At 67.7% G+C, this 25,785-nt stretch carries 11 protein-coding genes and 1 tRNA gene; 8 read left to right on the forward strand and 4 right to left on the reverse strand.

What is annotated here, in order from left to right:
* Positions 1-130 precede the first annotated feature (130 nt).
* The 6 genes from pglW to AOK01_RS00965 are packed head-to-tail and all read left to right on the forward strand — an operon-like array spanning position 131 to position 18,427.
* Positions 131-4,531, forward strand: a complete 4,401-nt coding sequence (gene pglW, locus AOK01_RS00940) for a BREX system serine/threonine kinase PglW (RefSeq protein ID WP_245702021.1) — start codon at positions 131-133, stop codon at positions 4,529-4,531.
* On the forward strand, positions 4,528-8,295 hold the full coding sequence (gene pglX / locus AOK01_RS00945) for a BREX-2 system adenine-specific DNA-methyltransferase PglX (RefSeq protein WP_055507305.1): 3,768 nt from the start codon (positions 4,528-4,530) through the stop codon (positions 8,293-8,295). The genes pglW and pglX overlap by 4 nt, the downstream gene beginning before the upstream one ends.
* Entirely contained in the window at positions 8,288-12,202 is a 3,915-nt protein-coding gene (locus AOK01_RS00950) for a BREX-2 system ATPase PglY family protein (protein WP_055507306.1), read from the forward strand. Before pglX ends, AOK01_RS00950 begins: the two co-directional genes overlap by 8 nt.
* Complete coding sequence (gene pglZ / locus AOK01_RS00955) at positions 12,202-14,973, forward strand: BREX-2 system phosphatase PglZ (protein WP_055507308.1); 2,772 nt, start codon at positions 12,202-12,204, stop codon at positions 14,971-14,973. The genes AOK01_RS00950 and pglZ overlap by 1 nt, the downstream gene beginning before the upstream one ends.
* Positions 14,970-16,298: a BREX system ATP-binding protein BrxD gene (gene brxD / locus AOK01_RS00960; RefSeq protein ID WP_055507310.1), complete on the forward strand. Its 1,329-nt coding sequence runs from the start codon at positions 14,970-14,972 to the stop codon at positions 16,296-16,298. The genes pglZ and brxD overlap by 4 nt, the downstream gene beginning before the upstream one ends.
* Positions 16,295-18,427 (forward strand): DEAD/DEAH box helicase, encoded by a 2,133-nt coding sequence (locus tag AOK01_RS00965; RefSeq protein WP_055507312.1) that lies wholly within the window; start codon positions 16,295-16,297, stop codon positions 18,425-18,427. The genes brxD and AOK01_RS00965 overlap by 4 nt, the downstream gene beginning before the upstream one ends.
* Before the next feature lie 428 nt (positions 18,428-18,855).
* Here AOK01_RS00965 and AOK01_RS43305 read toward each other — a convergent pair.
* The 3 genes from AOK01_RS43305 to AOK01_RS00975 all read right to left on the reverse strand — a co-directional run bounded on the left by AOK01_RS43305 (position 18,856) and on the right by AOK01_RS00975 (position 22,914).
* A tRNA-Ile gene (locus AOK01_RS43305) sits at positions 18,856-18,916 on the reverse strand.
* Positions 18,917-19,331: 415 nt separating this feature from the next.
* Positions 19,332-20,672: a class I SAM-dependent RNA methyltransferase gene (locus tag AOK01_RS00970; RefSeq protein WP_055507314.1), complete on the reverse strand. Its 1,341-nt coding sequence runs from the start codon at positions 20,670-20,672 to the stop codon at positions 19,332-19,334.
* Positions 20,673-20,862: 190 nt separating this feature from the next.
* On the reverse strand, positions 20,863-22,914 hold the full coding sequence (locus AOK01_RS00975; protein WP_055507316.1) for an APC family permease: 2,052 nt from the start codon (positions 22,912-22,914) through the stop codon (positions 20,863-20,865).
* A gap of 614 nt (positions 22,915-23,528) precedes the next feature.
* On the opposite strand from AOK01_RS00975, the gene AOK01_RS00980 reads away from it, so the two are divergent.
* Positions 23,529-24,200, forward strand: a complete 672-nt coding sequence (locus AOK01_RS00980) for a potassium channel family protein (RefSeq protein ID WP_055507318.1) — start codon at positions 23,529-23,531, stop codon at positions 24,198-24,200.
* A complete protein-coding gene (locus tag AOK01_RS00985; protein ID WP_055507320.1) occupies positions 24,200-24,877 on the forward strand; it encodes a potassium channel family protein in 678 nt (225 codons plus the stop codon). Before AOK01_RS00980 ends, AOK01_RS00985 begins: the two co-directional genes overlap by 1 nt.
* Positions 24,878-25,064: 187 nt before the next feature.
* Here AOK01_RS00985 and AOK01_RS00990 read toward each other — a convergent pair whose 3' ends face one another.
* Positions 25,065-25,784 (reverse strand): DUF3159 domain-containing protein, encoded by a 720-nt coding sequence (locus AOK01_RS00990; RefSeq protein ID WP_055507322.1) that lies wholly within the window; start codon positions 25,782-25,784, stop codon positions 25,065-25,067.
* Position 25,785: the final 1 nt, after the last annotated feature.

A 25,785-nucleotide genomic window follows, 5' to 3' on the forward strand; every position in this document is an offset into this window, starting at 1 on the left:
ATTCACCACATCCCATCACGCTTCTCACGGATCACATCGATAGGCGGGTGGATCGGGCAGATGAAAGGTGCGGTGAACGACGGTGGCGGCAGCAGCCAGCCAGGCGACCCCCAGGCCCGGTCCACCTCAGGTGAAACGCTGGTATCAGACGCGGCCGTCACCGTTCCCCTGGGAGCAGGCGGCCCTCGATCACATCAAGCAGCGGATGCCGGTCACCGCCCCGCACTACGCCTGGGCGACCTTCTCCTTCACCGCCATGAGCGGCCGTATCAATGAGTGCGATCTCCTCATCGCCATGCCTCGCGGCCTGTACCTGGTCGAGCTGAAGGGGCACCCGGGCCGGGTGGTCAACAGCGGCGACACCTGGAGCTTCCACGCGCCCGACGGCCGGATCCGGACGATCCGCAATCCGTTACACCTCACAGACTTGAAGTCCAAGGAACTCAAGTCCCGCCTCCAGGAGGCCGCCCGCGAGATCTGTCCGGGAGAACGGATCCCGCGCATCGACCCGGCCGTCTTCCTCTCCGACCCGCTGCTCACCAGCGAGCTGGACACGGTGCAGCGCACTCATGTGTACGGGCGTGACGGCTCCAAGACGGGGCTGCCCGGCATCTGGGACGACTTCCTGAATCTCCCGCCGGAGCGCGAGAACTGGCGATTAACCGAGAACTTCGCCCGGCACATCCCCGCCTTGATGAAGAAGATCGGAGTGCGAGCCTCCACGGCCCACCTCGACTTCGGCGACGGCTGGAAGCTCTCCTCCCGTCCCCTGGACGCGGGCCCCACCTGGGAGGACCGGCTCGCGGAACGCAAGGAGATGATCCACGAGGAGGGCCGGGTCCGGGTCTACCTCGTCGAGCAGTTGGCGAGCGAGGAGCAGCGCCGCTCCGCCACCCGGGCCGCGGAACGCGAGTACCAGGTGCTCCAGGGCATCGCTCACCGCGGCATCGCCCAGGCCGTCGCCTTGCGCCAGCACCAGGGCGGTCCGGCGATCCTGTTCCGCCACCGTGAGAGCGATCTCCGTCTGGACAACTACCTTGCTGCGTACGGCGCGAAGCTGACCGACGCGGTACGCCGCGACATGGTCCGCCAGCTCGCCGAGGCCGTCCGCTACGCCCACCGCCGCTCGCTCTACCACCGCGCGCTGGCTGCCCGCTCGGTGTACGTCAGTGCGCGGGAGAACGGCAGTAACCCCGTGCTGCAGATCATCGACTGGCAGGCGTCCGCACGCGACTTCGACACCACCTCGCTGCGCTCGCTCGGCGAGTCCTCCTTCACCGGGGAGCACATCGAGGACGCTGCCCAGTGCTACCTCGCACCCGAGACCGATGCTGACTTCCCCGACCCCGTGGACCTGGACGTCTTCGGCCTCGGAGCGGTCGCCCACCACATCCTGACGGGAATGCCGCCCGCCGAAACCCGCACCGCGCTCAAGGAACGACTCCAAGCCGACGGCGGACTGCACCTCTACGCGGTCAGCGACGCCGTCGACTCCGACCTCGACGAATTGGTGTACGCCGCCACCCGGGCCTCGGTCGACGAACGTCTCGACTCCGCAGACGCCTTCCTCGCCCGGCTCGACGAAGCCGAGCAGGCCCGTGCCGCCCAGGCAATCGCTGTGGAGGCCGACCCTCTTGACGCCACACCCGGACAGGCCGTCGACGGCGACTGGACGGTGGAGCGGGTGCTCGGAACGGGCTCCACCGCGCGCGCCCTGTACGTGAGCCGCGTCAGCGAGGACGAACGTGGGCGGAGAGTGGAGGAGGAACGGGTCCTCAAGGTCGCTCTGGACGCGGAGAAGAACGAGCGTCTGGCCTCCGAGGCTGCAGCCCTGCAACAAATCAGCAGCGGCCGCATCGTCAAACTGTACGAGGGTCCGCGCACCCTCGCCGGCCGAACCGTACTGGCCCTGGAATACGCCGGCCCCGAGACGCTGGGCCAGCGGCTGCGCAGTCACGGGCCGCTGGGCTACGAGGAGTTGGCGACCTGTGGCGAGGACCTCTTCACGGCGCTGGACGACTTGGCCGCCAGGGGCATGCGCCACCGCGACCTCAAACCCGACAACCTTGGGATCAAGGTCAGGGAGGACGGCGAGCAGCAGCTGATGCTGTTCGACTTCTCTCTTGCGGCCGTCTCCGATCGGGACATCAAGGCGGGCACCCGCGGCTACCTCGACCCGTTCCTGGGTGACGCACGGCGGCCTGTGTACGACGACTACGCGGAGCGGTACGCGGCCGCCGTCGTCCTGCACGAGCTGGCTGCCGCCGAGCGGCCCACGTGGGGCAATGGCACCGACGACCCACTGACCGCCATGAAGGACGAAACCCCGCTCCTCGCCTCCGATGCCTTCGTAGCCGTACTGCGTCCAGGGCTTGAGACGTTCTTCGAGCGGGCTCTGCACCGAGACGTCAACCGCCGCTTCGAATCACTGCGGCAGATGCGGGACGCCTGGCGGGCGATCTTCAACGACGCCGACCGCACCCAGCCGCCTCCGACCACGGACACCGTGTCGCTCCTGGGGGTCGGCGGGCTGCCTGAGGGGTTGTCCGAGGACGACATCCGCGATCTGTACGCGGACAGGGCGAAGCTCTCCACCACGCTCAGGGACGCGGGGCTGACCGAGCGGGCGGCGGCGGTGGCCGAGGAACTCGGCGCAGTGACGGTCGGCGAGCTGCTCGACGTACCGCTGCCCCGCTTCCGCAACAAACGCGGGATCGGCGCGATCGTGAAGAAGGAGCTCAACCGGCGGCACCGACAGTGGACGGCGGCTCTCCGTCCGAGGAAGTCCAAGGCCGTGACTGCCCTGCCGGTACAGCCGGTTGAGGCTCTCGGGCCGGTCACGGACAACAAGCTCGGCGCGCAGTACGAGGCCCGGCAGAACGTGGAGCAACTCGCGGCCCTCCTCAACCCGGAGCCGACAGGCCGCAAGGACAACAAGCGACCGCAAGTGGTCGCGGCTTGGCTTGGGCTCGACGGCAACTCGGAAATCGGAACCTGGTCGACCAACCGGCAGGTCGCGGAGGCGGTCAAAGCCTCTGAGTACACGGTCTCCAAGCACCTCGGCTCGACCATCGGCGACTGGGCCGAGGCGGGCTGGATGGACATCCTGTGCGGTGAACTGGTCGACGCTGTTCGGGACGCCGGCCGCGTGATGACCGCTCGCGAACTGGCCCGGGTACTCGCCGCCAGTCATGGCTCGGAGAGCACGACCAGCGAGGGCACGGAGGCCGCCGCGCTCGCCGTTGTACGGGCGGCGGTCGCCGCCGAGACGCTGCTCACCGGTCGCGACGAGGAGCACGAGCCTCGACTCGCTCAGTTTCGGCGCCGGGGGCGGCTGATCGTCGCCCTGGAGTCGCTGGACGGCTCCGACGACCCGACACCGGGTGAACTCGCCGCGTACGCCATAGCGTTGGGCGACGCGGCCGAGAAGATCGCCATCAGCGATCCCCTTCCCGACCGGAGCGCGGCGCTGCGTGACCTGCGTGCCGTGGGCACGCCCGAGGGCATGGACCCGCTGTCCGACGCCCGGTTGGTCACACTCGCCGCGGCGACGTCGATGAAGGCAGCCGCTTCCCCACGCCTTGAGGTGTACCCCAAGTCGCTGGAGCTGTGGCGGGCCCTGCAGATCTCTCAGGCCGCGGCGGGTGTACGCCGCGAGGTCGGCATCAGTCTGGACGGGCTACTGGCCCGGCTGCGTTCACGCTTCCCCGAGATGGCGCTCGGCAAGCCCACGTATGTCGAGGTCGAGGACGCGCTGAAGAAGGCCGGCTTCCCGCTGACATACGAGATGGCCGAGCAGCGTTTCAAGCCGCCGATGCCGGTTGCCCCGGTGGGCGGCGGCAGCAGCTGGCTGTACTCGTCCACGGGCACGGCGACGGCGTCCTCCCGCACACAGACGGCGAGGGCGGGGGCCGGGCGGGATCCGGTGGCCCTGCTCACCTCGAAACTCAACTCCGCGGTACGGGACGGCGGCTTTCTCGCACTGAACGTGGCGGTCAAGCGGATGCGGGGCGAGAACGGATCGGTGCCGGAGGCGATCGCGAGTGCGTTCCCGGTGGTGTCGGTGAATCTGGCGCGGGTCTTCCTGGAGGAGTTCCGGGCCCTGGCCGCCGAGCAGGGCACGGACTGGTCCAAGGTGCTGGGCGCGGACACTCGGTACACCAGGAGCAGCGAACTGCCGGGTGGGCTACGTTCGTTCGTGGTGCGGGTTTGGCCTCGGGTCGCGGAGCGACTGGAGGAGGCGGCCGAGCGGGAGCCGGGGGCGGTGCTGTTCATTCACGCGGCTGGGCTACTGGCCCACTACTACGAGGCGGGCGGGCACGAGCTGCTGGTGGGGCTCCAGCGGGAGGCCCGCAAACCGGGCGGTCGACCGCACGGGCTGTGGCTGCTCACCCCCTCGCACAACGCGCACGGCGCACCGGAGCTGGACGGACGCACGGTGGAGGTGACCGGCGGCGACGCGGAACGCGTGGTGCTGACCGACGACTTCCTGAAGGGCTTGGCTGCACATCAAGGGGGATTTACGCAGTGAGCACTTGGGCCAGTGGCGGAGGCAGTGGCAAGGACGGTCTACTGAAAGACCTCCGCAAAGAGGTCTCAGTCCTGGAGGGCGACTTACGGGCGCGCAGCGACTCGGTGGACGTGTACCGGGAACGGCTGAGCTCCGAGTACGGGAGGGCCTACGAAGCCAGGCGTACGGCGGCCACGTACGAGGCGTGGCGGGACGATCGAGTCACGCAGGTCGCGGCGGCGTGGGTGCTTGGTTGCGTCTTCGTACGCTTCTGTGAGGACAACGGACTCATCGCCCGGCCCTGGTTAGCAGGCATGGGCGAACGTCTCAAGGACGCGGAGGACCACGACGCGGCGTTCTTCGCCGCGAACCCAGAAAAGAACGACCGCGACTGGATCATCGCGGCGTTCGATCACCTGGCGGGGACCAATCCGACGGTCGCGGGCCTCTTCGACCGAGCGCACAACCCGATGTGGGAGATCGAGCCGTCGTACGAAGCGGCGACCGGGTTGTTGAAGTTCTGGCGGCGGGTCGGAGCGGACGGTGAGATCGTCCACAAGTTCGTGGATGAGGACTTGGACACACGTTTCCTGGGCGACCTTTACCAGGATCTGAGCGAAGACGCCAGGAAAACGTACGCGCTGCTCCAGACCCCGGTGTTCGTGGAGGAGTTCATCCTCGATCTGACGCTGGAGCCGGCGGTGGCGGAGTTCGGACTTGAGCATGTTGTGAAGATCCGCGACGGCCGTGACAGGGTACGCGAACTCCCGGCGGGCCTGAGAGCAATCGACCCGGCGTGCGGGTCAGGGCACTTCCTGCTGGGGATGTTCGAACGGCTACTGAAAAAGTGGCGGGACACGGACAAGGTAGCGGACGAGTGGACCCTGATCCGGCGCGCACTGGCTTCGGTGCACGGCTGCGACAAGAACCCGTTCGCGGTGGCAGTGGCCCGGTTCCGGCTGCTGGTCGCGGTATTGAAGGCGGCTGAAGAGGCGCCTAAGAAGCGGCGGCTAAACGCGCTTAAAGAATTCCCGATCAACATCGCGGTAGGGGATTCGCTGCTTCACGGGCGGGATGTGGGGCGGGAACACGACACCCTACCGGAGGATGGAGACAGCGAACCGTTCCTGTACCGGACCGAGGACATCGATACCTTCGTTGAGCGATGCGATCTCCTGGGCCGAGGTTCGTACCACGTGGTGGTCGGAAACCCTCCATATATCACCGTCAAGGACAAGCAGGAAAACAAGAATTATCGCGACCGATACGACACGTGCGGGGGTACATACGCACTGTCGGTTCCGTTCGCACAGCGCATCTTCGAACTGGCGGTGCGCGCGAGCGGGTCGGAGCGTGCGGCGGGGTTCACCGGGCAGATCACGGCCAACTCCTTCATGAAGCGGGAGTTCGGCAGGAAGCTGATCAATTGGTTCCACCAGAAGGTCGATCTGACGCAGGTCATCGACACCTCTGGGGCCTACATCCCGGGGCACGGGACCCCGACGGTCATTCTGGCTGGGCGAAATAGGGTGGCCTACCAGGGCGAACCGATTCGTGTCGTTCTCGGAATCCTGGGGGAACCGTCTCAGCCGAAGAACGCGTCTGAGGGGCTGGTCTGGTCAGCCATCGTCGATCAGCACGATCAGCCTGGCAGCGGGAGCGAGTGGGTCTCAGTGATCGATTCTGAACGTAGCAAGCTCGCTCAGTTCTCGTGGTCTCTGAGCGGTGGTGGAGCTGGAGAACTCGCCGACGAGGTTGCGTCGAACCGGGAGAAGCTTGGCTCTAGAGCCGTCAGTATCGGGCGGACCACTGCAACTGGAGCTGACGACGCTTACTTCCTCCCAAACCTCGGTACCGCACAGCGACTCGGTGACGAGTCTGCAATCCGAACGCTGATCACAGGTGACGTCGTACGAGACTTCCAGTTCACTGGCTCCGCCACTGTACGGAACCCTTATTCAGGACAAGAGAATCGAGTTTCCATTGATCCTAACAACCACCTTGTGACGCACAGTTTATGGCCGTTCCGCACTCAGCTTACGAACCGCGTCATCTTCGGCAAGACGGTGATCGAGAACGACTATCCCTGGTACTGCCACCTTGAAAACTATTCAAGCAAGCTCACCACCGCGAAGGGAATCTCCTTCGCCTTTGTTTCCACGCACAATCACTTCACGCTCGACACTCAGTCGCGTCTCTTCAACCGCACCGCGCCAGTGATCAAGCTGCCGAAGGATGCGAATGAGGACGAGCACTTAGCCTTGCTCGGCGTGCTCAACTCATCGACGGCTTGCTTCTGGCTCAAGCAGGTCAGTCATGACAAGGGAAGCCAGGGAATCAACGAGGGCTTCAAGTCACAGGAGTGGGAACGCTTCTACGAGTTCACCGGCACCAAACTCCAAGACTTCCCCCTCCCCACGCCGCTCCCCCTCTTCCTCGGCCGCTCCCTCGACGCCCTCGCCCAGGAGCTCGCCACCCACGAGCCCTCCGCCATCTGCGCCGCCAACGAGCTGCCCACCCGCACCCGTCTCGACGACGCCAACACCGCCTGGACCCGTACCCGCCAACGCATGATCGCGCTCCAGGAAGAGCTCGACTGGGAGGTCTACCACTCCTACGGCCTCCTCACAGACTCCGAGAGGACCCGCCTCACTACCCTCTCCCCCACACCCACCACCATTCCCCAAGTCAGGCTTGGGGAACGGGCATTCGAGATCGTCCTCGCGCGCAAGCAAGCCGCCGGAGAGTTGAAGACCGCATGGTTCGAGCGGCACCGATCCACCCCCGTCACCAAGATCCCACCCCACTGGCCCGACTGGTACCAGGCCATCGTGCAGGCCCGCATCGACACCATCTCCACCCGTCGCGACCTCGCTCTCATCGAGCGCCCCGAGTGCAAGCGGCGCTGGACTATCGACCCCTGGGAGAAGCGCGAGAAGGCCGCGCTCCGCACCTGGTTACTCGACCGCTGCGAGGACAAAACCCTCTGGTTCCACGTCCTCAACGACTTCGTGCAGCCCCGCACTCTCACCATCGCTCAGCTCGCCGACGAACTCGAAAAGCTGCCCGATGCGAAAGCGATCCTCAACACGGCCCACCTCTACGCCACCCACCTCGGCAAACCGAACCTCTCCCTCACCCAGGTCCTTACGGACGTGGTCGACGCCGAGCACGTCCCCCACCTCGCCGCGTACCGCTACAAGGACACCGGCCTGCGCAAGCGTGCGCAGTGGGAAGCCGTATGGGAGCAGCAACGCGAGGAGGACCGTACCGGGGAGCGGCTCGACATACCCGTACCGCCGAAGTACACCTCCGCGGACTTCGCCAAGCAGTCCTACTGGTCGAACCGCGGAAAACTCGACGTTCCCAAGGAGCGTTTCGTCTCCTACCCGGACGCGAACCCCGACTCCGACCCGACCCTCCTCCTCGGCTGGGCGGGCTGGGATCAACGCGACCAGGCGACCGCTCTGCTGAACATCGTCAGCGAACGCCGCAAGCAGCAGGACTGGCCGGCCGAGCGGCTCGTGCCGCTGCTCTCCGGGATCGCGGAGCTTATGCCGTGGCTGCGGCAATGGTTCGGGGAGGTCGACGAGGAGTGGGGCGAGGAGTCGGCCGCCGAGGAGTTCCAGAGCTTCCTGGACGGGGAGTTGGCGAGCGCACAACTCACCCCGAGGGCGCTCAGCGACTGGCGTCCGGTGAAGAAGGCCCGGGCGCGTAAGACGGCAACCACGGCAGTACAGACGCAGGCAACGGGCACGACGAAGATGGTGGAAGACGATGAGTAGCAGCGGCAGCGAGCTCTACCTCCGGGACGTACTGGACCTGTCCGAGGTCGTCCGTGCCGGGTCGTTCAAGATTGAGCTGTCCGGCGGCTTCGACGAGACCGCCAAGCGCGTTGCCGAGTACGTGGTCACCCCGCAGCTGGAACAGGCACTGCGCCGCGCCCTGAAGATCGTCGAAGCGTCCGTACGAGCGGGGACGTCCGACGCCGCCTATCTGCATGGCTCCTTCGGCTCCGGCAAGAGCCACTTCATGACCGTGCTGCACGCGATCCTCTCGAACGACCCGGCTGCACGCGCCAAACCCACGCTCCAGCCGATCATCGCGGATCACGACGCATGGCTACGGAACCGGAAGTTCCTGATGGTGCCGTTCCACCTGGTCGGCGCGACCGATCTCGACTCGGCGATCCTCGGTGGCTACGTCCGTACAGTCCGGCAGTTGCACCCGGACGCACCGGTGCCGCCGGTCTACCGTGCTGACGCGATGTTCGACGACGCCCGCCGCCAGCGGGAGTTCTTCGCCGACGACGAGCAGTTCGTCCGCTGGCTCGGCAATCCCGCGCTACCCAAGGAGGAGAAGACACCCGCCCAGCAGACCGCAGCGACCGACGACGAGGCCGACCTGGTCGACCTCGACGTCAAAGAGGCCCCGGAGACCTGGTCCCCGGCTCTCCTCGACCAGGCCCTCGCTGCCTCCCCCGATCCGAAGGTCCGCGAGTGGCTGGCGTCCGCGCTGCTGTCCGGTCCGTACTCCTCGTACTCCCGTGGCGCTCTCGGTGCGAAGAACGCTTTCCTGCCGCTGGAGAACGGCCTGGACATCATCAGCCGACATGCCAAGTCCCTCGGCTACGACGGTCTCATCCTCTTCCTCGACGAGCTGATCCTCTGGCTCCAGGCTCACCTGCGTGAGCGGACCTTCGTCAATGACGAGGTCAACAAGCTGGTCAAGCTGATCGAGTCGGGCACGGGGGGCCGCGCGCTGCCTGTCATCTCCTTCATATCCCGCCAGCGCGACCTGTCCGAGCTGATCGGTTCGGACGCCGTCGGCGCCGAGGCCAAGAACCTTGAACAGCAGGTCAAGTACCTGGCAGGGCGCATCGACCCGATTAGTCTGGAGGACCGCAACCTCCCCGAGATCATCAAGGAGCGCGTCCTCAAGCCCAAGGACGACGCCGCGAAGGCTGCCCTCGAAGCGGCCTTCGCCCGGATCGAGACCTCGAACCAGTCGGTACGTGATGTACTCCTCGACGCCAATGGCGTCACCCACGCTGACTGGAAGGACTTCAAGGCGCTCTACCCCGTCTCGCCCGTCCTCCTCAACGTCCTGGTCGCCCTCTCCGGCGCGCTCCAGCGCGAGCGCACCGGTCTCAAGCTGCTCCAGCAGATGCTCTACCAACGGCGCGAGGACATGAAGGTCGGCGAATTGATCCCGCTGGGCGACCTGTGGGACGTACTGGCCGAGGGGATGGGCGAGGCGTTCACCGACCGGCTGCGCAGTGAGGCCGAGGCGGCGACACGCTTCCACGGCAAGGTGAAGGACCACCTACTGGAGAAGTACGGGGCTGCCGAGGACACCAAGTACAAGGCCGACGAACGCTTCGTCAAGACGATGCTGCTCGCCTACCTCGCACCCGAAGTGCCGGCTCTCGCCCGGCTGACCGGGCCGCGGCTGAACGCGCTGAACCACGGGTCTATCCGCTCGCGCACCGGCCAGGAGGACCGGATCGTGGTCAGGCGAATGCAGGAGCTCCAAGCACAGTTCCCGGGGGAGTTGCGCAGCGACGGACATGATCTGGACCCGGTGTTCACGCTGCATTTGTCCGATCTGGATGTGGAGCCGATCCTGGACAGCGTCGGCGAGAAAGACACCCTCGGGGCACGCAAGCGGTGGGTGCAGGAGTGGCTGTGGCGGGAGTTGAAGATCGCTGACAACGGCACGCTCGTCGCCGACCGTGAGATCGTCTGGCACGGAACGCGCCGGACCGCGGAATTCGTCTTCGAGAACGTACGCGATCCTCAGATCCTGCCCGACGCGCAGTTCGAGCCGTCCACTCCTGACCGGATCCGCTTGATCATCGACTACCCCTTCGACGAGGACGAGAAGGGCACCCCCAGCGCGGACGAAAACCGGGTCTACCGCCTGCAGCGGGAGAAGCCGGACGCGGCGACCGTCATCTGGCTGCCGTCCTTCGTCTCCAGCCAGCGGGGCACCCAGCTCGGCCGCCTACTGAAGATCAACTACCTACTCGATCGTGACCGCTTGAAGGACTTCGCGACTCATCTCGGCTCTGACGACCAGGTACGGGTGCGGCATCAGCTGGAGGCGCAGCGCGAAACTCTCGTCGCACAGCTGGGGCAGGTGCTGCATCAGGCGTACGGGATCGCCAGGGCCAACGAGAGTGACCTGGGCGCCCAGGTCACCGAGGGCAAGCACGTCCATGCGCTGTACGCCGGGCACCGTCCGCAGCTCCAAGGCGGCGGGGCCTTCGAGTACAACCTGCTGAAGCTCGCCGACGGGCTGCTAGACGCGATGTATCCCAAGCATCCGAACTTCGACCGTCAGGAAAGCCACAAGCCGGTCACCGCCGCGAAGTTCAAGATGGCGTACGGCTGGATCACAAAGGCCATGGACGACAGCTCGCGCCGAGTCGTCGTCGACAGCCGAGACCTCGGCGATGTGGCACGCATCGTGCATCCGCTGGAACTCGGCGAGGTACACGACGGGCCCCTGAACGTCTCCACGGACTGGCGCCGTCACATCGACCAGCAGGCGGGCAAGCACGGCGCGAAGGGCGACTTCAGGGCAGAGGACATCCGCACCTGGATCGCCGAGCTGGGCTGGACGGGGCTGGACAGACTGGTCTCCAATCTGGTCATCGCGACCTACGCCTTGCTCGCGGACCGTTCCTGGGTCTACAACGGCAAGGTCGAAAAGGTGCCTGCGCTGGACCAGATAGGCCCTGGCTGGGCGCTGCGGGCACAGGAACGGCCCAGTGAGGAGGAGTACACCAGGGCGCACGAGCGAGCCGCGGCGCTGTTCGGCACGAGCGTGCCGACGGTGCTGTACACCCGTAACGTCAACGCGCTCGCGGCAGATGTCCGCACCAAGGCGGAGGCCCGCGAGAGTGCCGTCAACGGGCTGCGGCGGGCTCTGGCCCGCTACCGCTCCGCCCTCGGCATCACCGGCGAGGCGCCGACCGCACGCGAGCAGTCGGTTCGGGACGCGGCCGACCTCCTCGCCCGGATCAAGCAGACTCCGGAGGCGACACCGCTCACCCGGGACCTGGCAACTGCGACGTATGTGAGCACGTACTTCGAACTGGGCAAGGTGATCTCCTCGGCCCAGGAGGTGCTGAACGCACTGGAGAGCACCGACTGGGAACTGATCGACAGCGTACGGAAGTACACCGACCGCGGGGACGGCCTCGCCGACCGGTCCGAGCGACTGCTCGCGGAGATCGCGGACGCCGCATCGAGGAACGAGTACGACACCAGCTTGAAGCCGGTCCTCAACGGGGCCCGCGGTCAAGCGGTGGCTCTGATAAGCGAGGCGGCCCGGTTGAGCACCGTCGCGCCTGTGTCGCCTCCGCCCCCACCGACCGTCACGCCCGAGGTGAACTCCCCCAGGTCCAGTACTGGTCACAGCGGTGTCAGCCCGACCACGGACGACCAGCCACCACTACCCTCCCCGCCGACCACTGCAGCGACGGCCTCTCGTCGCTCGCGGCGGGTGAAGGCCGCGGAGGGCGGGCGTGTGCAGGAACACGCACTCAACCGGGCGCTCACCGACGTACAAGACCAGATTCGCGACTACGCCGCCGCCCATCCGGACGTCGAGATCGAGATCAAATGGCAGGTGGTGCAGGCCGGTAAGGGTGACGGCTTGAGTCTGCCGGAAGGTGATCACTGATGGGAGCCCTCGTGCCCGAACTCGACCAGCGGGTCATCACCGGGCTGCTCACCACCCGGCTGGCCCGCACCAAGGGCCGGCGGCTGCTGCTGGTGCACGGGAAGTACGCGGCGAATGGGCCCGAAGAGTTCAGCGTGCCGACCGGCGACGGGAGACGGCGCAAGGTTCGGGTCGCCCATGCCACCTCGGTACTCGGACTTACCGACGCTTGGCAGGCCCATCTGGCTACCAAGAACGTGGACTTGCTGGTGGTCACCACGGATGTGCCGGGGGAACGGATCAGTCTCGATCTGCTGGGTGAGATGGTGCGCTCGCAGATCATCGCTGTAGACGAGGCCGATATCGTCAAGCAGCTCTTCGGCGCCTCCGACCTCGACCCGCGCATGCGGCGAGATCCATGGCTGTGGCTGCCGGCCGCGCTGATCGACGCCGAGCCTGATGCGACGCGGGGCGGCTGGCCGCAGCACGGTGCCGTGCTCACCCTGGACGCGGCGATGCGTGCGTTGGTCGGAGTGCGGCTCGGGCTTGAGGGCCTCTTCGAGGGCGGGGCGTCGGTGGACGTCGACGCCCTGCTGGCCTGGTCCCGTACGCTGGGCGGTCCCGAGCGCCTCGCCAAGCTGTCGGAGGCCGAACGCCGAGGCATCACCGAATGGCTGGCGCAGAGTGCGGGCGAGGCTGCGCCTGTGCTCCTGCGGCTCGCACTCCAGGGGCGGGGGGCCGAGGCCACCGCGCTGGGTGTGCTGGCGTCCGTCGTGACCGGGGACGCGGCATCGGCCGACGCGGCCGTCGCACTTGGCTCGGTGTTCGGGCGGGGATCCCGTCCCTCCGAACTCCGGGCCTATGCACGGGCGGTGGAAGGCACCCTGACCCGCTGGATCGGCGAGGCATCGAGCCGGGGACCACAGAGCGAGGAGGCCCTGCAGCGGGTTGTCGATGTGCTGCACCAGGCGGACCGGCTGGCAGACGACGCCCATCTGACCGCCGCACTGGCCGGCAACCCCTTCCTGCCATCCGGTTTCCAGGCACGGCTGCACGGGCTGGCCGACGCCCTGCCCAAAGGGCCGCAGGCCGCTCAAGCCGCCTGGGAGCATGTGGCGGAGCATCGACTCGCCGCCGTCCTCTACCCGAAGCAGGTCGAGCTCGCGGGCATGGCGGTGCGGCTGCGGCGCTGGCTGGACACGCCGGAACCGGTCATGTCCTCGGTCGGTCAGGCTGTGCGTACGCATGTGGCCGACTGGGGGTGGGCGGACCGGGCACTCGCGCAGCTGTGGGCAGGCGGCGGAGAGGCCGAGCCCGCGCTGGCGCTGGTGTATCGCACGGTGCACGACGCGGTGCGACGGCGGCGGGCGCTGCTCGACGAGGCTTTCGCGGCTCGACTCGGACCGTGGGTCGAGCGCGCCACCACCGCGCAGTCCGGTGGGGCGCTGCTCGTGGAGGATGTCCTGCGGACGATCGCACTCCCGCTCGCGAAGGTGCGGCCGCCGCTGGTGATCGTCCTGGACGGGATGAGCAGCGCGGTCGCGGCCCAGCTCGGCGAGGAGCTGACCGGCGCGGGGAGGTGGAGTGAACTGTCCGGCGAGGGACGACGGTCCGCTGCCGTCGCTGTGGTCCCTTCGGTCACGGCGATCAGCCGGGCGACCTTGCTGTGCGGACGGCCGTCTGCGGGCGGTCAGAGCGTGGAGAAGGAGGGGTTTGCTGCCTTCTGGAAACAGCACCGGCACACGGCGGTCCTCTTCCATAAGGACGAAATCCCTGGACCGGCCGGGCAGTTGCTCGACCCGCGGCTGGTCGCAGCGATCGCCTCGGACGACGTGGTCGGCGTCGTACTGAACACGATCAGCGAGAGTCTCGATCACGGGCAGCGGGGCGCGCTCGCCGACTGGCCGGTGAGCCGGGTGAAGTACCTCACCGAGCTCCTCAACTCCGCTCGTGGGCAAGGTCGTCCGGTGGTACTGGTGTCCGACCACGGGCATGTGCTGGACCGAACAGGAACCGAGGCCGGGCCGTCCACCGCCGAGGGCGTGGAGTCGGCCCGCTGGCGTACGGGGCCGGAGGTCGGTGAAGGCGAGGTCTCGCTTTCCGGGCCCCGGGTGCTGGAGAACGGCGGCCGGGTCACCGTGCCCTGGTCGGAGGAGATCCGCTACACCCCGCGCAAGTCCGGGTACCACGGCGGTGTTGCGCTCGCCGAGATGACGGTGCCGGTGCTGGTCCTGGCACCGTCGGCAGAGCTGGCACCCGCGGAGTGGAGCGAGCTGCCACGCGAAACCGTACAGCCGTCGTGGTGGGAGGCGGAAGCCACATCCCCACCGGTGTCGATCCCTGCCAAGCCAGCGAAGAGGGCAGCGAAGGTCAAACCGAAGCCACGACCGCAGGAAGGTGAGCTCTTCGCCGACGATGCGGTCGAGGTGCCCGCCGCCACCCCACCGGCGGAACCGGCGCTACTCACGCTCGGTCAGCAGATCCTCGACACCACGGTCTACAAGCATCAGCGCAAGTTCGTCCGCAAGCCGCCGGAGCACAAGGTGGTGGCCGCCGTCATCGACGCGCTCGACCACGCGGGCGGCACGCTCTCGCTCGCGGCGGTCGCCGCGGCCGCCCTCGGTTCGGGTGGCCGTACGAACACCCGAACCGAGGGCCTTGTGACCGTGCTGACCCGGCTGTTGAACATCGAGGGCTACGAGGTCATCAGCCTGATCGACTCCCGGACCAGGGTCCGGCTCAACCGTGAGACGCTGCGTGAGCAGTTCGAGCTGTCCCAGGAGAGCGTGTGAGCGTCGCATCCGTCAGCGCGGCCCGCCGCCGCGAGGTCATCGACGCGTTGCGGCGCGGGACCGTGCCGCAGTCGGGACTCGACCTGTTCGCGGTCGGTCTGGACCGTTTCACGCCCGCGTTGGACGAGCGGATCTCCACGATCGCATCGGGCGGCGCGTCCTTTCACGCGATCCGTGGAGAGTACGGGTCCGGCAAGACGTTCTTCGCACGCTGGCTCGCCGAACGGGCCAAGCGGTCCGGGCTGGCCACCGCCGAGATCCAGATCTCCGAAACGGAGACCCCGCTGCACAAGCTGGAGACCGTCTACCGCCGGCTCACCGAGCGGCTGACCACCGCGACCGAACCGGCCAGTGCGCTGCGCTCGGTGGTCGACGGATGGTTCTACACCCTTGAGCAAGAGGTGGACGAGGCGCATCCCGAACTCGCCGGGGACAACGCGGCGTTGGAGGAGGCGGTCGAGGACCTGCTGGAGGAACGACTGCGCGCGGTCGCCCGGACCACGCCGGCGTTCTCCGCGGCTTTGCGCGGTTACCGCAAGGCTACGCTTGCCGGGGATTCGGCGGCCGCCGAGGCTGTAATCGCCTGGCTTGGCGGCCAGAAGGCGGTGGCCGCCTCCGCACGACGAACCGCAGGAGTACGCGGAGACCTGGACCACTTCGCGGCGCTCGGCTTCCTCCAGGGTCTGCTCACCGTACTGAAGGACTGTGGGCATCCCGGGCTCCTGGTGGTCCTGGACGAGATCGAGACCTTGCAGCGGGTCCGAGGCGACGTACGTGAGAAGGGGCTGAACGCACTGCGTCAGCTCCTCGACGAGATCGACGCGGGCCGCTTTCCCGGACTCTTCCTGGTGATCACCGGAACCCCCGCCTTCTACGACGGACAGCAGGGCATACAGCGACTCCCACCGCTCTCCCAACGGCTGGCGACCGACTTCTCGACCGATCCGCGCTTCGACTCACCGCGGGCGGTCCAACTGCGCCTGACCGGCTTCGATCTCGTAAGACTCGGCGAACTCGGCTGTTCCGTAAGGAACCTGTACGCGGGCGCGGCCAAGCACCCTGAGCGCATCGAGGCACTGGTCGATGACGCGTACGTCGCCGAGCTGGCCACCGCCATGACAGGCAAGCTCGGCGGGCGGGCCGGGATCGCCCCACGGCTGTTCCTGCGCAAGCTGGTCGCGGATGTACTGGACCGGGTCGACGAATTCGACGAATTCGACCCACGCAAGCACTACGCGCTGACGGTGAACGCCACTGAGTTGAGCGAGGTCGAGCGCAACGCGGCAGCAAGCAGCGCCGACGAGATCGAGCTGGAGCTGCCATGACCGGCGCCCCCGAACCGCTCGACCGGTTACATCCCGGACTGGTCCATCACATCGTCAACACCCTGGGATGGCCCGAGCTGCGCCCTCTCCAGGAGGAGGCCATCGAGCCGCTGCTCGACGGCTCGGACGCTGTCCTTCTGGCCCCGACCGCCGGCGGAAAAACCGAGGCCGCCTCCTTCCCGCTGCTCTCGAAGATGGCGCAGGAGAACTGGACCGGCACCTCGGTGTTGTATGTCTGTCCGCTGAAGGCGCTGCTGAACAACCTTCTGCCGCGCCTGGAGACGTACACCTCCTGGCTGGGGCGGACCGCCGCACTGTGGCACGGAGACGTGTCGCAGCCGCGCCGCAAGAGGATCCTGCGGGATCGGCCGGACGTACTGCTGACCACACCGGAATCGCTGGAAGCGATGCTCGTCAGCACCAATGTCGATCACCGCGCGTTCTTCTCAGGACTGCAGGCCATCGTCGTCGACGAGGTGCACGCCTTCGCAGGGGACGACCGGGGGTGGCACCTGCTGGCCGTGCTCGAACGCCTGCAACGCGTCGTCGGACGACCGGTACAACGCATCGGGCTTTCCGCGACGGTGGGCAACCCGGATCACCTGCTCACCTGGCTGCAAGGATCCGGGAGCGGGCACCGCGCGGCGCGGGTCGTTGCCCCACACCTGCGCGAGGCATCCCCTGTGCTGCCCCCGCCCGGCGACATCCAGGTCGACTATGTGGGCTCCCTAGAGAACGCGGCCACAGTGATCACTGCGCTGCACCGCGGCGAGAAGCGGCTCGTGTTCTGCGAATCGCGCCGACAGGTCGAGAAGCTCGGACAGAGCCTGCGGGCCAAGGGGGTGACCACTTTCCTGTCGCACGCGTCCCTGTCAGTGGATGAACGGCGGCGGGCGGAGGAAGCCTTCACCGAAGCGCGCGACTGCGTGATCGTCTCGACAAGCACCCTCGAACTCGGCATCGACGTAGGCGACTTGGATCGCGTCATCCAGGTCGATGCACCCGCCAGCGTGGCCTCTTTCCTCCAGCGTCTTGGCCGGACCGGCCGGCGGTCGGGTTCCATCCGCAACTGTCTGTTCCTCACCATCGACGAGGACGGACTGATCGCTGCGGCAGCCCTGCTCCTGCTGTGGTCGCGCGGTTGGGTGGAGCCGGTGGTGGCCCCGCCGGAGCCGCGGCACATCGTCGCCCAACAAGTACTGGCCCTCTGTCTGCAGGAGCATCGGGTCGGGGACCGGCTGTGGCAGGAATGGTGGGGAGGGCTTGGTCCTTTCGGCGCTTCGGCCGAGCCCATCGTGCGCCACCTGATCGAGGAGGGGTTCCTGGACCGGGACGGAGGGATGCTGTTCATCGGTCCTGAGGCGGAACGCCGGTTCGGCTACCGGCACTTCATGGACCTCACTGCAGTGTTCACCGCAGCTCCGGAATTCACGGTGCTTTCGGGACGCACCGAGATCGGCACGACCAATCCCGCGCTGTTGACCGAAGAGGTGGTAGGACCTCGGCGCCTGCTCCTCGCCGGGCAGAGCTGGCAGGTTACGTACATCGACTGGTCCCGGCGGCGATGCTTCGTCGAACCGGTCGATGGCGGCGGGAAGGCGCGCTGGGGAGGAGCAGGTTCCGGCCGGACCGCCTCGTACGAACTGACGCGCGCAGCACGGGAAGTTCTCCTCGGCGCCGACCCGCCGGTCACCCTCACCGGGCGCGCCAGGACCGCACTCGCCCAAGCACGCGAGAGCAGCTCGGAACTGGTCCACCCCGACGGGACAGTGGTCGTAAGAGGCGGACGTGACACCAACGTACGCTGGTGGACCTGGGCCGGTTACCGGGCCAACGCCACACTGACTGCCACACTCACCACGATCGCCGATCCGCTCCAGAGACCAACGGATACATGCATCCGCCTTCGCGAGGACGCGACACCCGCAGAGTGGAGGAAGGTCACTTCGGAGGCCGCCGATCAGCTGTGCCTTCCGGCAGTGGACGCGCGTGCGCTGAACGGCCTCAAGTTCAACGCCGCACTGCCGACCCGGCTCGCGGAGGCCACCCTTGCCGCACGGCTCGCGGATCTGGACGGTGCGACGGCTGCGCTCAGAGAACCGACCAGGTTCACGGCCCTAGGACAGTGACAAGGGTGTCGATCAACGAGAGGTCAAGAGCTGACAGACGTGATCCTGCCTCAGGAGATCAAGCTCGTGCGTCTCGCTGCTGCACGTCCTTAAGGACTCCGGTACATCGCGGACGACGGCTCACAGCCAGCGATGAGAGGTGCCCTGGCCCTGATCCCACGCAGGCGATGCATCGCGTCAGCGCCGACTTGGTCCCTGTCTGGTCCCTGGACCTTGTCTTTCCGTTCCAGAGCGGATACATCGGAGGCCAACAACAATCTTGATTACCTGTTCCGTCGCAGGTCAGAGGTATCAAAGAGCTTCCGAACAGCACAGCACAGCACCCACGACTTTCCGAACTCGCGAGCAGCGGATTCAGTCCGTTCAACCGAAGTTGCCCCTCCGATACCTCACGAGGAACGTTTCCGCAGGTCAGGGCGCTACTGAGGTGGGGCGGGTGGGACTCGAACCCACGGCCAGCGGATTATGAGTCCGCTGTTCCTCTCTACGAGGTATCAACCCGGCCGACAGCGTGCGTCAGCAGACTGATTCCGCTGACTGCCGGGACACGCTCTGAACCAAGGTTCCGAAGCCAAGATCCGGACCAGACGCGGGCCAGCGGCCAGTCACACATTCCAACTAGCATCGTTTCTACTGGTCAGCGACGTGCGAGCCCTGTACCACCAGAAGGCGAAGAACCTGCCGGGCGGTCCGCACCGGTGACTGAGCCTGACCGCTTGGCACCACGAAATTCTCGGCGATCACGCTTGACCGGCCTACGCATCGGATCGTCCGACCAGCGGCGCAACCCACCTGACACCCCATCAGAACGAGCGTCAAATGAGCGTCACGGGCGTCATTTCAGCGTCAAGATATCGCCCGTAACGCCCACACCGCACATAACGCGCACGCGCGAAACCCCAGGTCAGACGCCCTTCGCCACCGGTTCAAGGATCGCCACGCACTCCACATGGTGCGTCATCGGAAACAGGTCGAACGCCCGCAGCGTCCGCACCCGGTACCCGCCCTCCCTGAAGTACGCCAGGTCCCGTGCCAGCGCCGCCGGGTCGCAGGCCACGTATGCGATCTTGCGGGCGCCCAGTGCGGCCAGCTGCTGGACCGTCTTCTTGCCGGCGCCCGCGCGCGGCGGGTCCAGGACGATCAGGTCGGCCTCCTTGATGCCGGTGCGCGGGAGGACCGTCTCGACCTTGCCCTGCTCGATGCGGACGCGGTCGAACGCGGCGAGGTTGTGCCGGGCGTCCTCCACCGCGCGCTTGCCCGACTCGATGCCGAGGACCGCGCCCTTGTCGCCGAGGCGGTCCGCGAGGGCGCCGGCGAAGAGGCCGACGCCGCAGTACAGGTCGAGCGCCATGTCGCCCTTGCGCGGCAGCAGGCCCTGCATGACGGCCTTGACCAGGGTGTCGGCCGCCTGCGGGTGGACCTGCCAGAAGCCGCCGCTGCCGACCCGGTGCGTACGCCCGTCGGCGCGCTCGCGGACGAAGGCGCGGCCGTGGACCCGGTGGATCCCGCCGTCGTGCTCCTCGACGCGCATGACGGAGGCCGGCTTGTCGAGTTCGACGAGGGGCAGCCGGGCACCGGGTTTCGGTTCGAGGATCACCATGCGGTCCTGCGAACCCGTCGCGGCGATCGCCTCGACCGATTCCATGCCGGACCAGTCGTGCTTCTCGATGCCCAGCTCGGAGACCCCGGGCGCGGCGATCATGCAGTGCTCGATCGGCTCGACCTCGTGCGAGCGGTGGCGGCGCAGACCGGCGTTGCCGTCCTCGTCGACGGCGTACTGCACGCGCGTACGCCATGCGGGCACCTCGCCGGGGGGCAGCTTGTCGCCCTCGGCCGGCATCACCGTGCCGTCCCAGCCGGCCTCCTCCGGCGTGAGGCCCGCGAGCCGCTGGAGCTGCTCGGTGACGACCTCCCCCTTCAGCCGCCGCTGCGCACCCGGCTTGGCGTGCTGCCAGTCGCAGCCGCCGCAGCGCCCGGGGCCGGCGTAGGGGCACGGGGCCGCCACCCGGTCCTTGGACGCGTCCAGGATCTCGACCGCGTCGGCGCGCAGGAAGCGCGAGTCCTCCTCGCCGTCCGTCACCCGCGCCACGACCCGCTCGCCGGGCAACGCGTGCCGTACGAAGAGGACCTGGCCGGCGTCGGTACGGGCGATGCAGTGCCCGCCGTGCGCTACGGGGCCGATCTCGACCTCGTACTCCTGCCCCACGAGCGACCCCGCCGGCGTTTTCTTCGGTTCTGCCTGCATTGCGGGGTGACTCCAGATGCGAAAGGTACGAAAGGGGGAATGGGGGGAACTTACGGCCGGACCGGCCGGACCACAGCCCACCAGTCTACGTGGACGCCGCCCGACCGCTCACCACACCGCTCACCACAAGCCGGCCGGCCCTGCCAACCGCTCTGCCGGCCCTGCCACCCTGCCCGCTCCGCCGGGAGCCTCAGTTCTTCGGGTCCGTGGGCTCCTTGTGCCGCTCCGCCGCCGGACCGCGCCGCACCGAGCCCGGAGCCGTCCACTCCTGCCGCTTGCGGGCCCGCTTCTTGGCCAGCTCGGAGGACTCCAGCTGATAGGGCACGGACGTCACCATCACGCCCGGCGTGAACAGCAGCCGGCCCTTGAGCCGCAGCGCGCTCTGGTTGTGCAGCAGGTGCTCGTACCAGTGGCCGACCACGTACTCGGGGATGATCACCGACACCACGTCGCGCGGGGACTCGCGGCGCAGCCCCTTCACGTACTCGATGACCGGCCGCGTGACCTCGCGGTACGGCGAGTCGAGGATCTTCAGCGGCACGGTGAAGCCGCGCCGCTCCCACTCGTCCCGCAGGGCCTTCGTCTCGGCCGCGTCGACGTTGACGCTGAGCGCCTCAAGGGAGTCGGAACGCATCAGCTTGGCGTAGGCGAGGGCGCGCAGCGTCGGCCGGTGGATCCTGGAGATCAGGACGACGGAGTGGACGCGGGAGGGGCGCACGCTGTCGTCGGACGGGCCCTCGGGCGCGGCGATCTCCTCGGCCACCCGGTCGTAGTGCTTACGGATCGCGGACATCGTCGCGTAGAAGATCACCATGCCCAGCAGGGCGACCCAGGCGCCGTGCGTGAACTTGGTGCCGAGTACGACGACCAGCACAAGGCCGGTGAAGAAGGCACCGAACGCGTTGATGGCCCGGGAGCGGACCATGCGGCGGCGCTTGGCCGGGTCCTTCTCGGTGGCCAGGTGGCGGTTCCAGTGCCGGACCATGCCGGTCTGGCTCAGTGTGAAGGACACGAACACGCCGACGATGTAGAGCTGGATGAGGCGGGTCGAGTCGGCGCCGTAGATCCAGATCAGCAGGATGGCCGCGCCTGCGAGCAGCACGATGCCGTTCGAGAAGGCGAGCCGGTCACCGCGGGTGTGCAGCTGGCGCGGCAGATACCGGTCCTGGGCGAGGATCGAGCCGAGCAGCGGGAACCCGTTGTACGCGGTGTTCGCGGCCAGGAAGAGGACGAGCGCGGTGGCCGCCGCGAGCACGATGAACAGGAAGCTGCCGTCGCCGAACACGGCCTCGGCGACCTGTGAGATCACCGGGTTCTGGACGTAGTCGGCGCCGACCGCGGCGCCGTTCTCCAGCAGGTCGTGCGCCGGGTTCTCGGCCATGCGGACCTTCGTCGCCATGGCCAGCGCGATGATGCCGCAGAACATGGTGACGGCGAGCAGGCCCATCGCCGCGAGCGTGCTCGCCGCGTTCTTGGACTTGGGCTTGCGGAAGGCCGGGACGCCGTTGCTGATCGCCTCGACGCCGGTGAGCGCCGCGCAGCCGGAGGAGAAGGCGCGCAGCAGCAGGAAGACGAGGGCGAAACCCGCGAGCCCCTGGTGCTCTGCCTTGATCTCCAGGTCGGCGGTCGGCGCCTTCATCGTGTCGCCGAGGACGATCCCGCGGAACGCGCCCCACGCGATCATCAGGAAGACACCCGTGACGAACACGTACGTCGGGATCGCGAAGAGCTTTCCCGACTCCTTGACCCCGCGCAGGTTCATCAGCGTGAGCAGCACGATCACGGCGATCGCGCAGAGGACCTTGTGTTCGATGACGAACGGGATCGCCGAGCCGAGGTTCTCGATGCCGGACGCGATCGACACGGCGACGGTGAGGACGTAGTCCACGAGCAGCGCGCTGGCGACGGTGAGGCCGGCCTTGGGGCCGAGGTTGGTGTTGGCGACCTCGTAGTCGCCGCCGCCGCTGGGGTAGGCGTGCACGTTCTGCCGGTAGGAGGCGACAACGGTGAACATCAGCACGACGACCGCGACGGCGATCCAGGGGCTGAAGTGATAGGCCGACACGCCCGCGATGGACAGGACGAGCAGCACTTCTCCCGGCGCGTAGGCCACGGAGGAGAGCGGGTCGGAAGCGAAAACGGGGAGTGCGATGCGCTTCGGCAGGAGTGTCTCTCCGAGCCGGTCACTGCGCAGTGCGCGCCCGATCAAGATCCGTTTAGGCACGTCGGTCAGTTTGGACACGGTGAGGATCGTAAGCGGTCGAACAGGCCCTCGCCCACCCTCCCCCGCCCCCGGTGGCGTTCGATCGCACGGATGTGTGCCCGCGACCTGCCCACGAGCTGCCGGTGATCCGCCGCTATCTGCCCGCGAATCGCCTGCGATCTGCTCTCGATCTGCTCTACGAGTGAAATCCGGTGCGGTCACGCCTATGGATTCCTCGACCAGACGTATCCCCATGCCTATATGAAAAAAGCCAAAAGTTTGCCACTCTTTGCCAATTCATGGAGGTTCCATGCACGCCACCGCTGAACTCATCGGCGCCGCCGCCGGACTTGTCGGCCTCGGAATCCTGACTCTCGTCAGCGTGCGGAGCATCAGCCGTCGCTGATCGTCGGCGGTCGGCGGCGGTCGGCAGGGATCAGTAGCAACCAGCGGCGGTCAGTGGCGGGCAGTCGCGGACAGTGGCAAATATCGGCAAGCAGTGGGCGCGTGCGCACGACGCGCCGCCCGCGGAGGTGCGCGGGGGCACACGGGGGTGCCGCCCACGGACGGTGCGTGTGTAGCTTGGGCGTCGGTCTGAGACCCTGTCTTAGCGTGTCAGCCTGAGCAGTACTTTTCACACCGGAAGGACGGTCGTGCACATCGTCATCATGGGCTGCGGGAGAGTGGGTTCCGCTCTTGCCCGGACCTTGGAGCAACAGGGGCATACGGTCGCCGTGGTCGACCAGGACCCCACGGCCTTTCGACGGCTCGGCTCCGGGTTCGGCGGCCGTCGGGTGACCGGCGTCGGCTTCGACCAGGACACCCTGCGCGAGGCGGGCATCGAGGAGGCCGGCGCCTTCGCCGCGGTCTCCAGCGGCGACAACTCGAACATCATCGCCGCCCGGGTGGCCCGCGAGATGTTCGGCATCGAGAACGTGGCGGCACGCATCTACGACCCGCGCCGCGCCGAGGTCTACCAGCGCCTGGGCATCCCCACCGTCGCCACCGTCCGCTGGACGGCCGACCAGATGCTGCGCCGGCTGCTGCCGTCGGGCGCCGAGCCGCTGTGGCGCGACCCCACCGGCGGGGTGCAGCTCGCCGAGGTGCACGCGTCGACGGCGTGGGTGGGCCAGCGGATCAGCCGGCTCCAGGAGGAGACCGGGGTGCGCGTGGCCTTCCTCACCCGGCTGGGCGAGGCGGTTCTGCCCAGCTCTCAGACCGTGCTGCAGGAGGGCGACCTGGTGCACGTGATGATGCGTACGGACGCCATCGAGAAGGTCGAGGCGTCGTTCGCCGAGGGCCCCGAAGAGGAGAGCGGTCACTGATGAGGGTCGCCATTGCCGGTGCCGGCGCCGTGGGCCGCTCGATCGCGGGCGAGCTCCTGGAGAACGGGCACGAGGTCCTGCTGGTCGACAAGGCGCCGACCGCCATCTCGGTCGAGCGCGTCCCGCGGGCGGAGTGGCTCCTCGCCGACGCCTGCGAGATCACCTCCCTCGACGAGGCGGCGCTCCAGCGCTGCAACGTGGTGATCGCGGCCACGGGTGACGACAAGGTCAACCTCGTCGTCTCACTGCTCGCGAAGACCGAGTACGGGGTCCCGCGGGTCGTCGCCCGCGTCAACAACCCCAAGAACGAATGGCTGTTCAACGAGTCGTGGGGCGTGGACGTCGCCGTCTCGACCCCGCGCCTGATGTCGGCCCTGGTCGAGGAGGCGGTGAGCGTCGGCGACCTGGTCCGGCTGCTGCGCTTCAGCCACGGCGACGCCAACCTCGTCGAACTGACCCTGCCCCCGGAGTCCGCCCTCGCCGGTACGCAGGTCGGCGACGTGGCATGGCCGGAGGACACCTCCCTCGTCGCCATCATCCGCGGCACCCGGGTGCTCACCCCGACCCGGGAGGACTCCCTGGAAGCGGGCGACGAGCTGCTGTTCGTGGCGGCCCAGGCCCGCGAGGAACAACTGGAGGACCTGCTGTCGGTCCGCCGCCAGAACACGACGGGCTGAGCCCCGGAGGTACGAGAATGGGGGCGCCCGGAGTTCTCCGGGCGCCCCCTCTTCGTATCTCTTCTCAGCTCTTCTCAGCCTGGTCGGGCACCACCCAGCCCGTCCGGCGTTCGAGGACGAGGCCGTTCAGGCCGACGCGGGGGTCTGGGGGCGGCAGCCCCCAGTGGCCCACACCGGCAGAGGGCGCCTACTCAGCGGAGGGAGCCACCGACTTACCCTCCCGCTCCGCCTTCTCCGCCGCCTCCATCTCCGCGAACACGTCGATCGGCGGCGGAGCCTTCGCGAGGAAGACCCAGGTGAGCCAGACCGCGAGCAGGAAGGGCGGGATCTTGAGCGCGATCAGGACCCAGCCGAACTGGGTGGTGTCGCCCCACCAGTAGAGCGGGAAGAGGATCGCGCACTTGGCGAGCAAGATCAGGCCCCAGGCGTAACTGGCCTTCGCGTACGCCTTCTTGCGGCCGGGGTTGCGCGTGCGCCAGGAGAGGTTCTCCTTGAAGACCGGGCCGAGGATCAGGCCGATCAGGGGGACGCCGGCGAGCGTCGTGACGAGGTAGGCGAGGGCGAGGCCGAGCGTGTAGAGCATGCCCGGCAGATAGAAGTCCTTCGCGTTGCCCGTCATCATCGCGAAGACGACACCGAAGGCGACACCGAAGACACCGCTGAACGCGTGCTTGACGGTGCCCTTCATGACCAGGCGGACCACGACCAGCAGGATCGAGACACCGAGGGCGGCGATGGCCGCCGAGTGCAGGTCCTTGTTGATCGTGTAGATCGTAACGAAGAGCAGGCCCGGCAGGACCGTCTCGATCATGCCCCGCAGACCGCCGAACGCCTCGAAGAGCGCGGCCTCGGTCACCGCCCGCGCATCCCGCTGGGCGTCTTCGGTCGGCTTGTCGAGCGACGTCACC

The organism is Streptomyces aurantiacus (assembly GCF_001418335.1).
Lineage (GTDB): Bacteria > Actinomycetota > Actinomycetes > Streptomycetales > Streptomycetaceae > Streptomyces > Streptomyces aurantiacus.

Excerpts from the sequence above, each read along its gene's own strand:
- AOK01_RS00950 (WP_055507306.1), top strand. The coding sequence starts at position 8,288 with ATGAGTAGCAGCGGCAGCGAGCTCTACCTCCGGGACGTACTGGACCTG.
- pglZ (WP_055507308.1), top strand. The coding sequence starts at position 12,202 with ATGGGAGCCCTCGTGCCCGAACTCGACCAGCGGGTCATCACCGGGCTG.
- AOK01_RS00965 (WP_055507312.1), top strand. The coding sequence starts at position 16,295 with ATGACCGGCGCCCCCGAACCGCTCGACCGGTTACATCCCGGACTGGTC.
- AOK01_RS00970 (WP_055507314.1), bottom strand. The coding sequence starts at position 20,672 with ATGCAGGCAGAACCGAAGAAAACGCCGGCGGGGTCGCTCGTGGGGCAG.
- AOK01_RS00985 (WP_055507320.1), top strand. The coding sequence starts at position 24,200 with ATGAGGGTCGCCATTGCCGGTGCCGGCGCCGTGGGCCGCTCGATCGCG.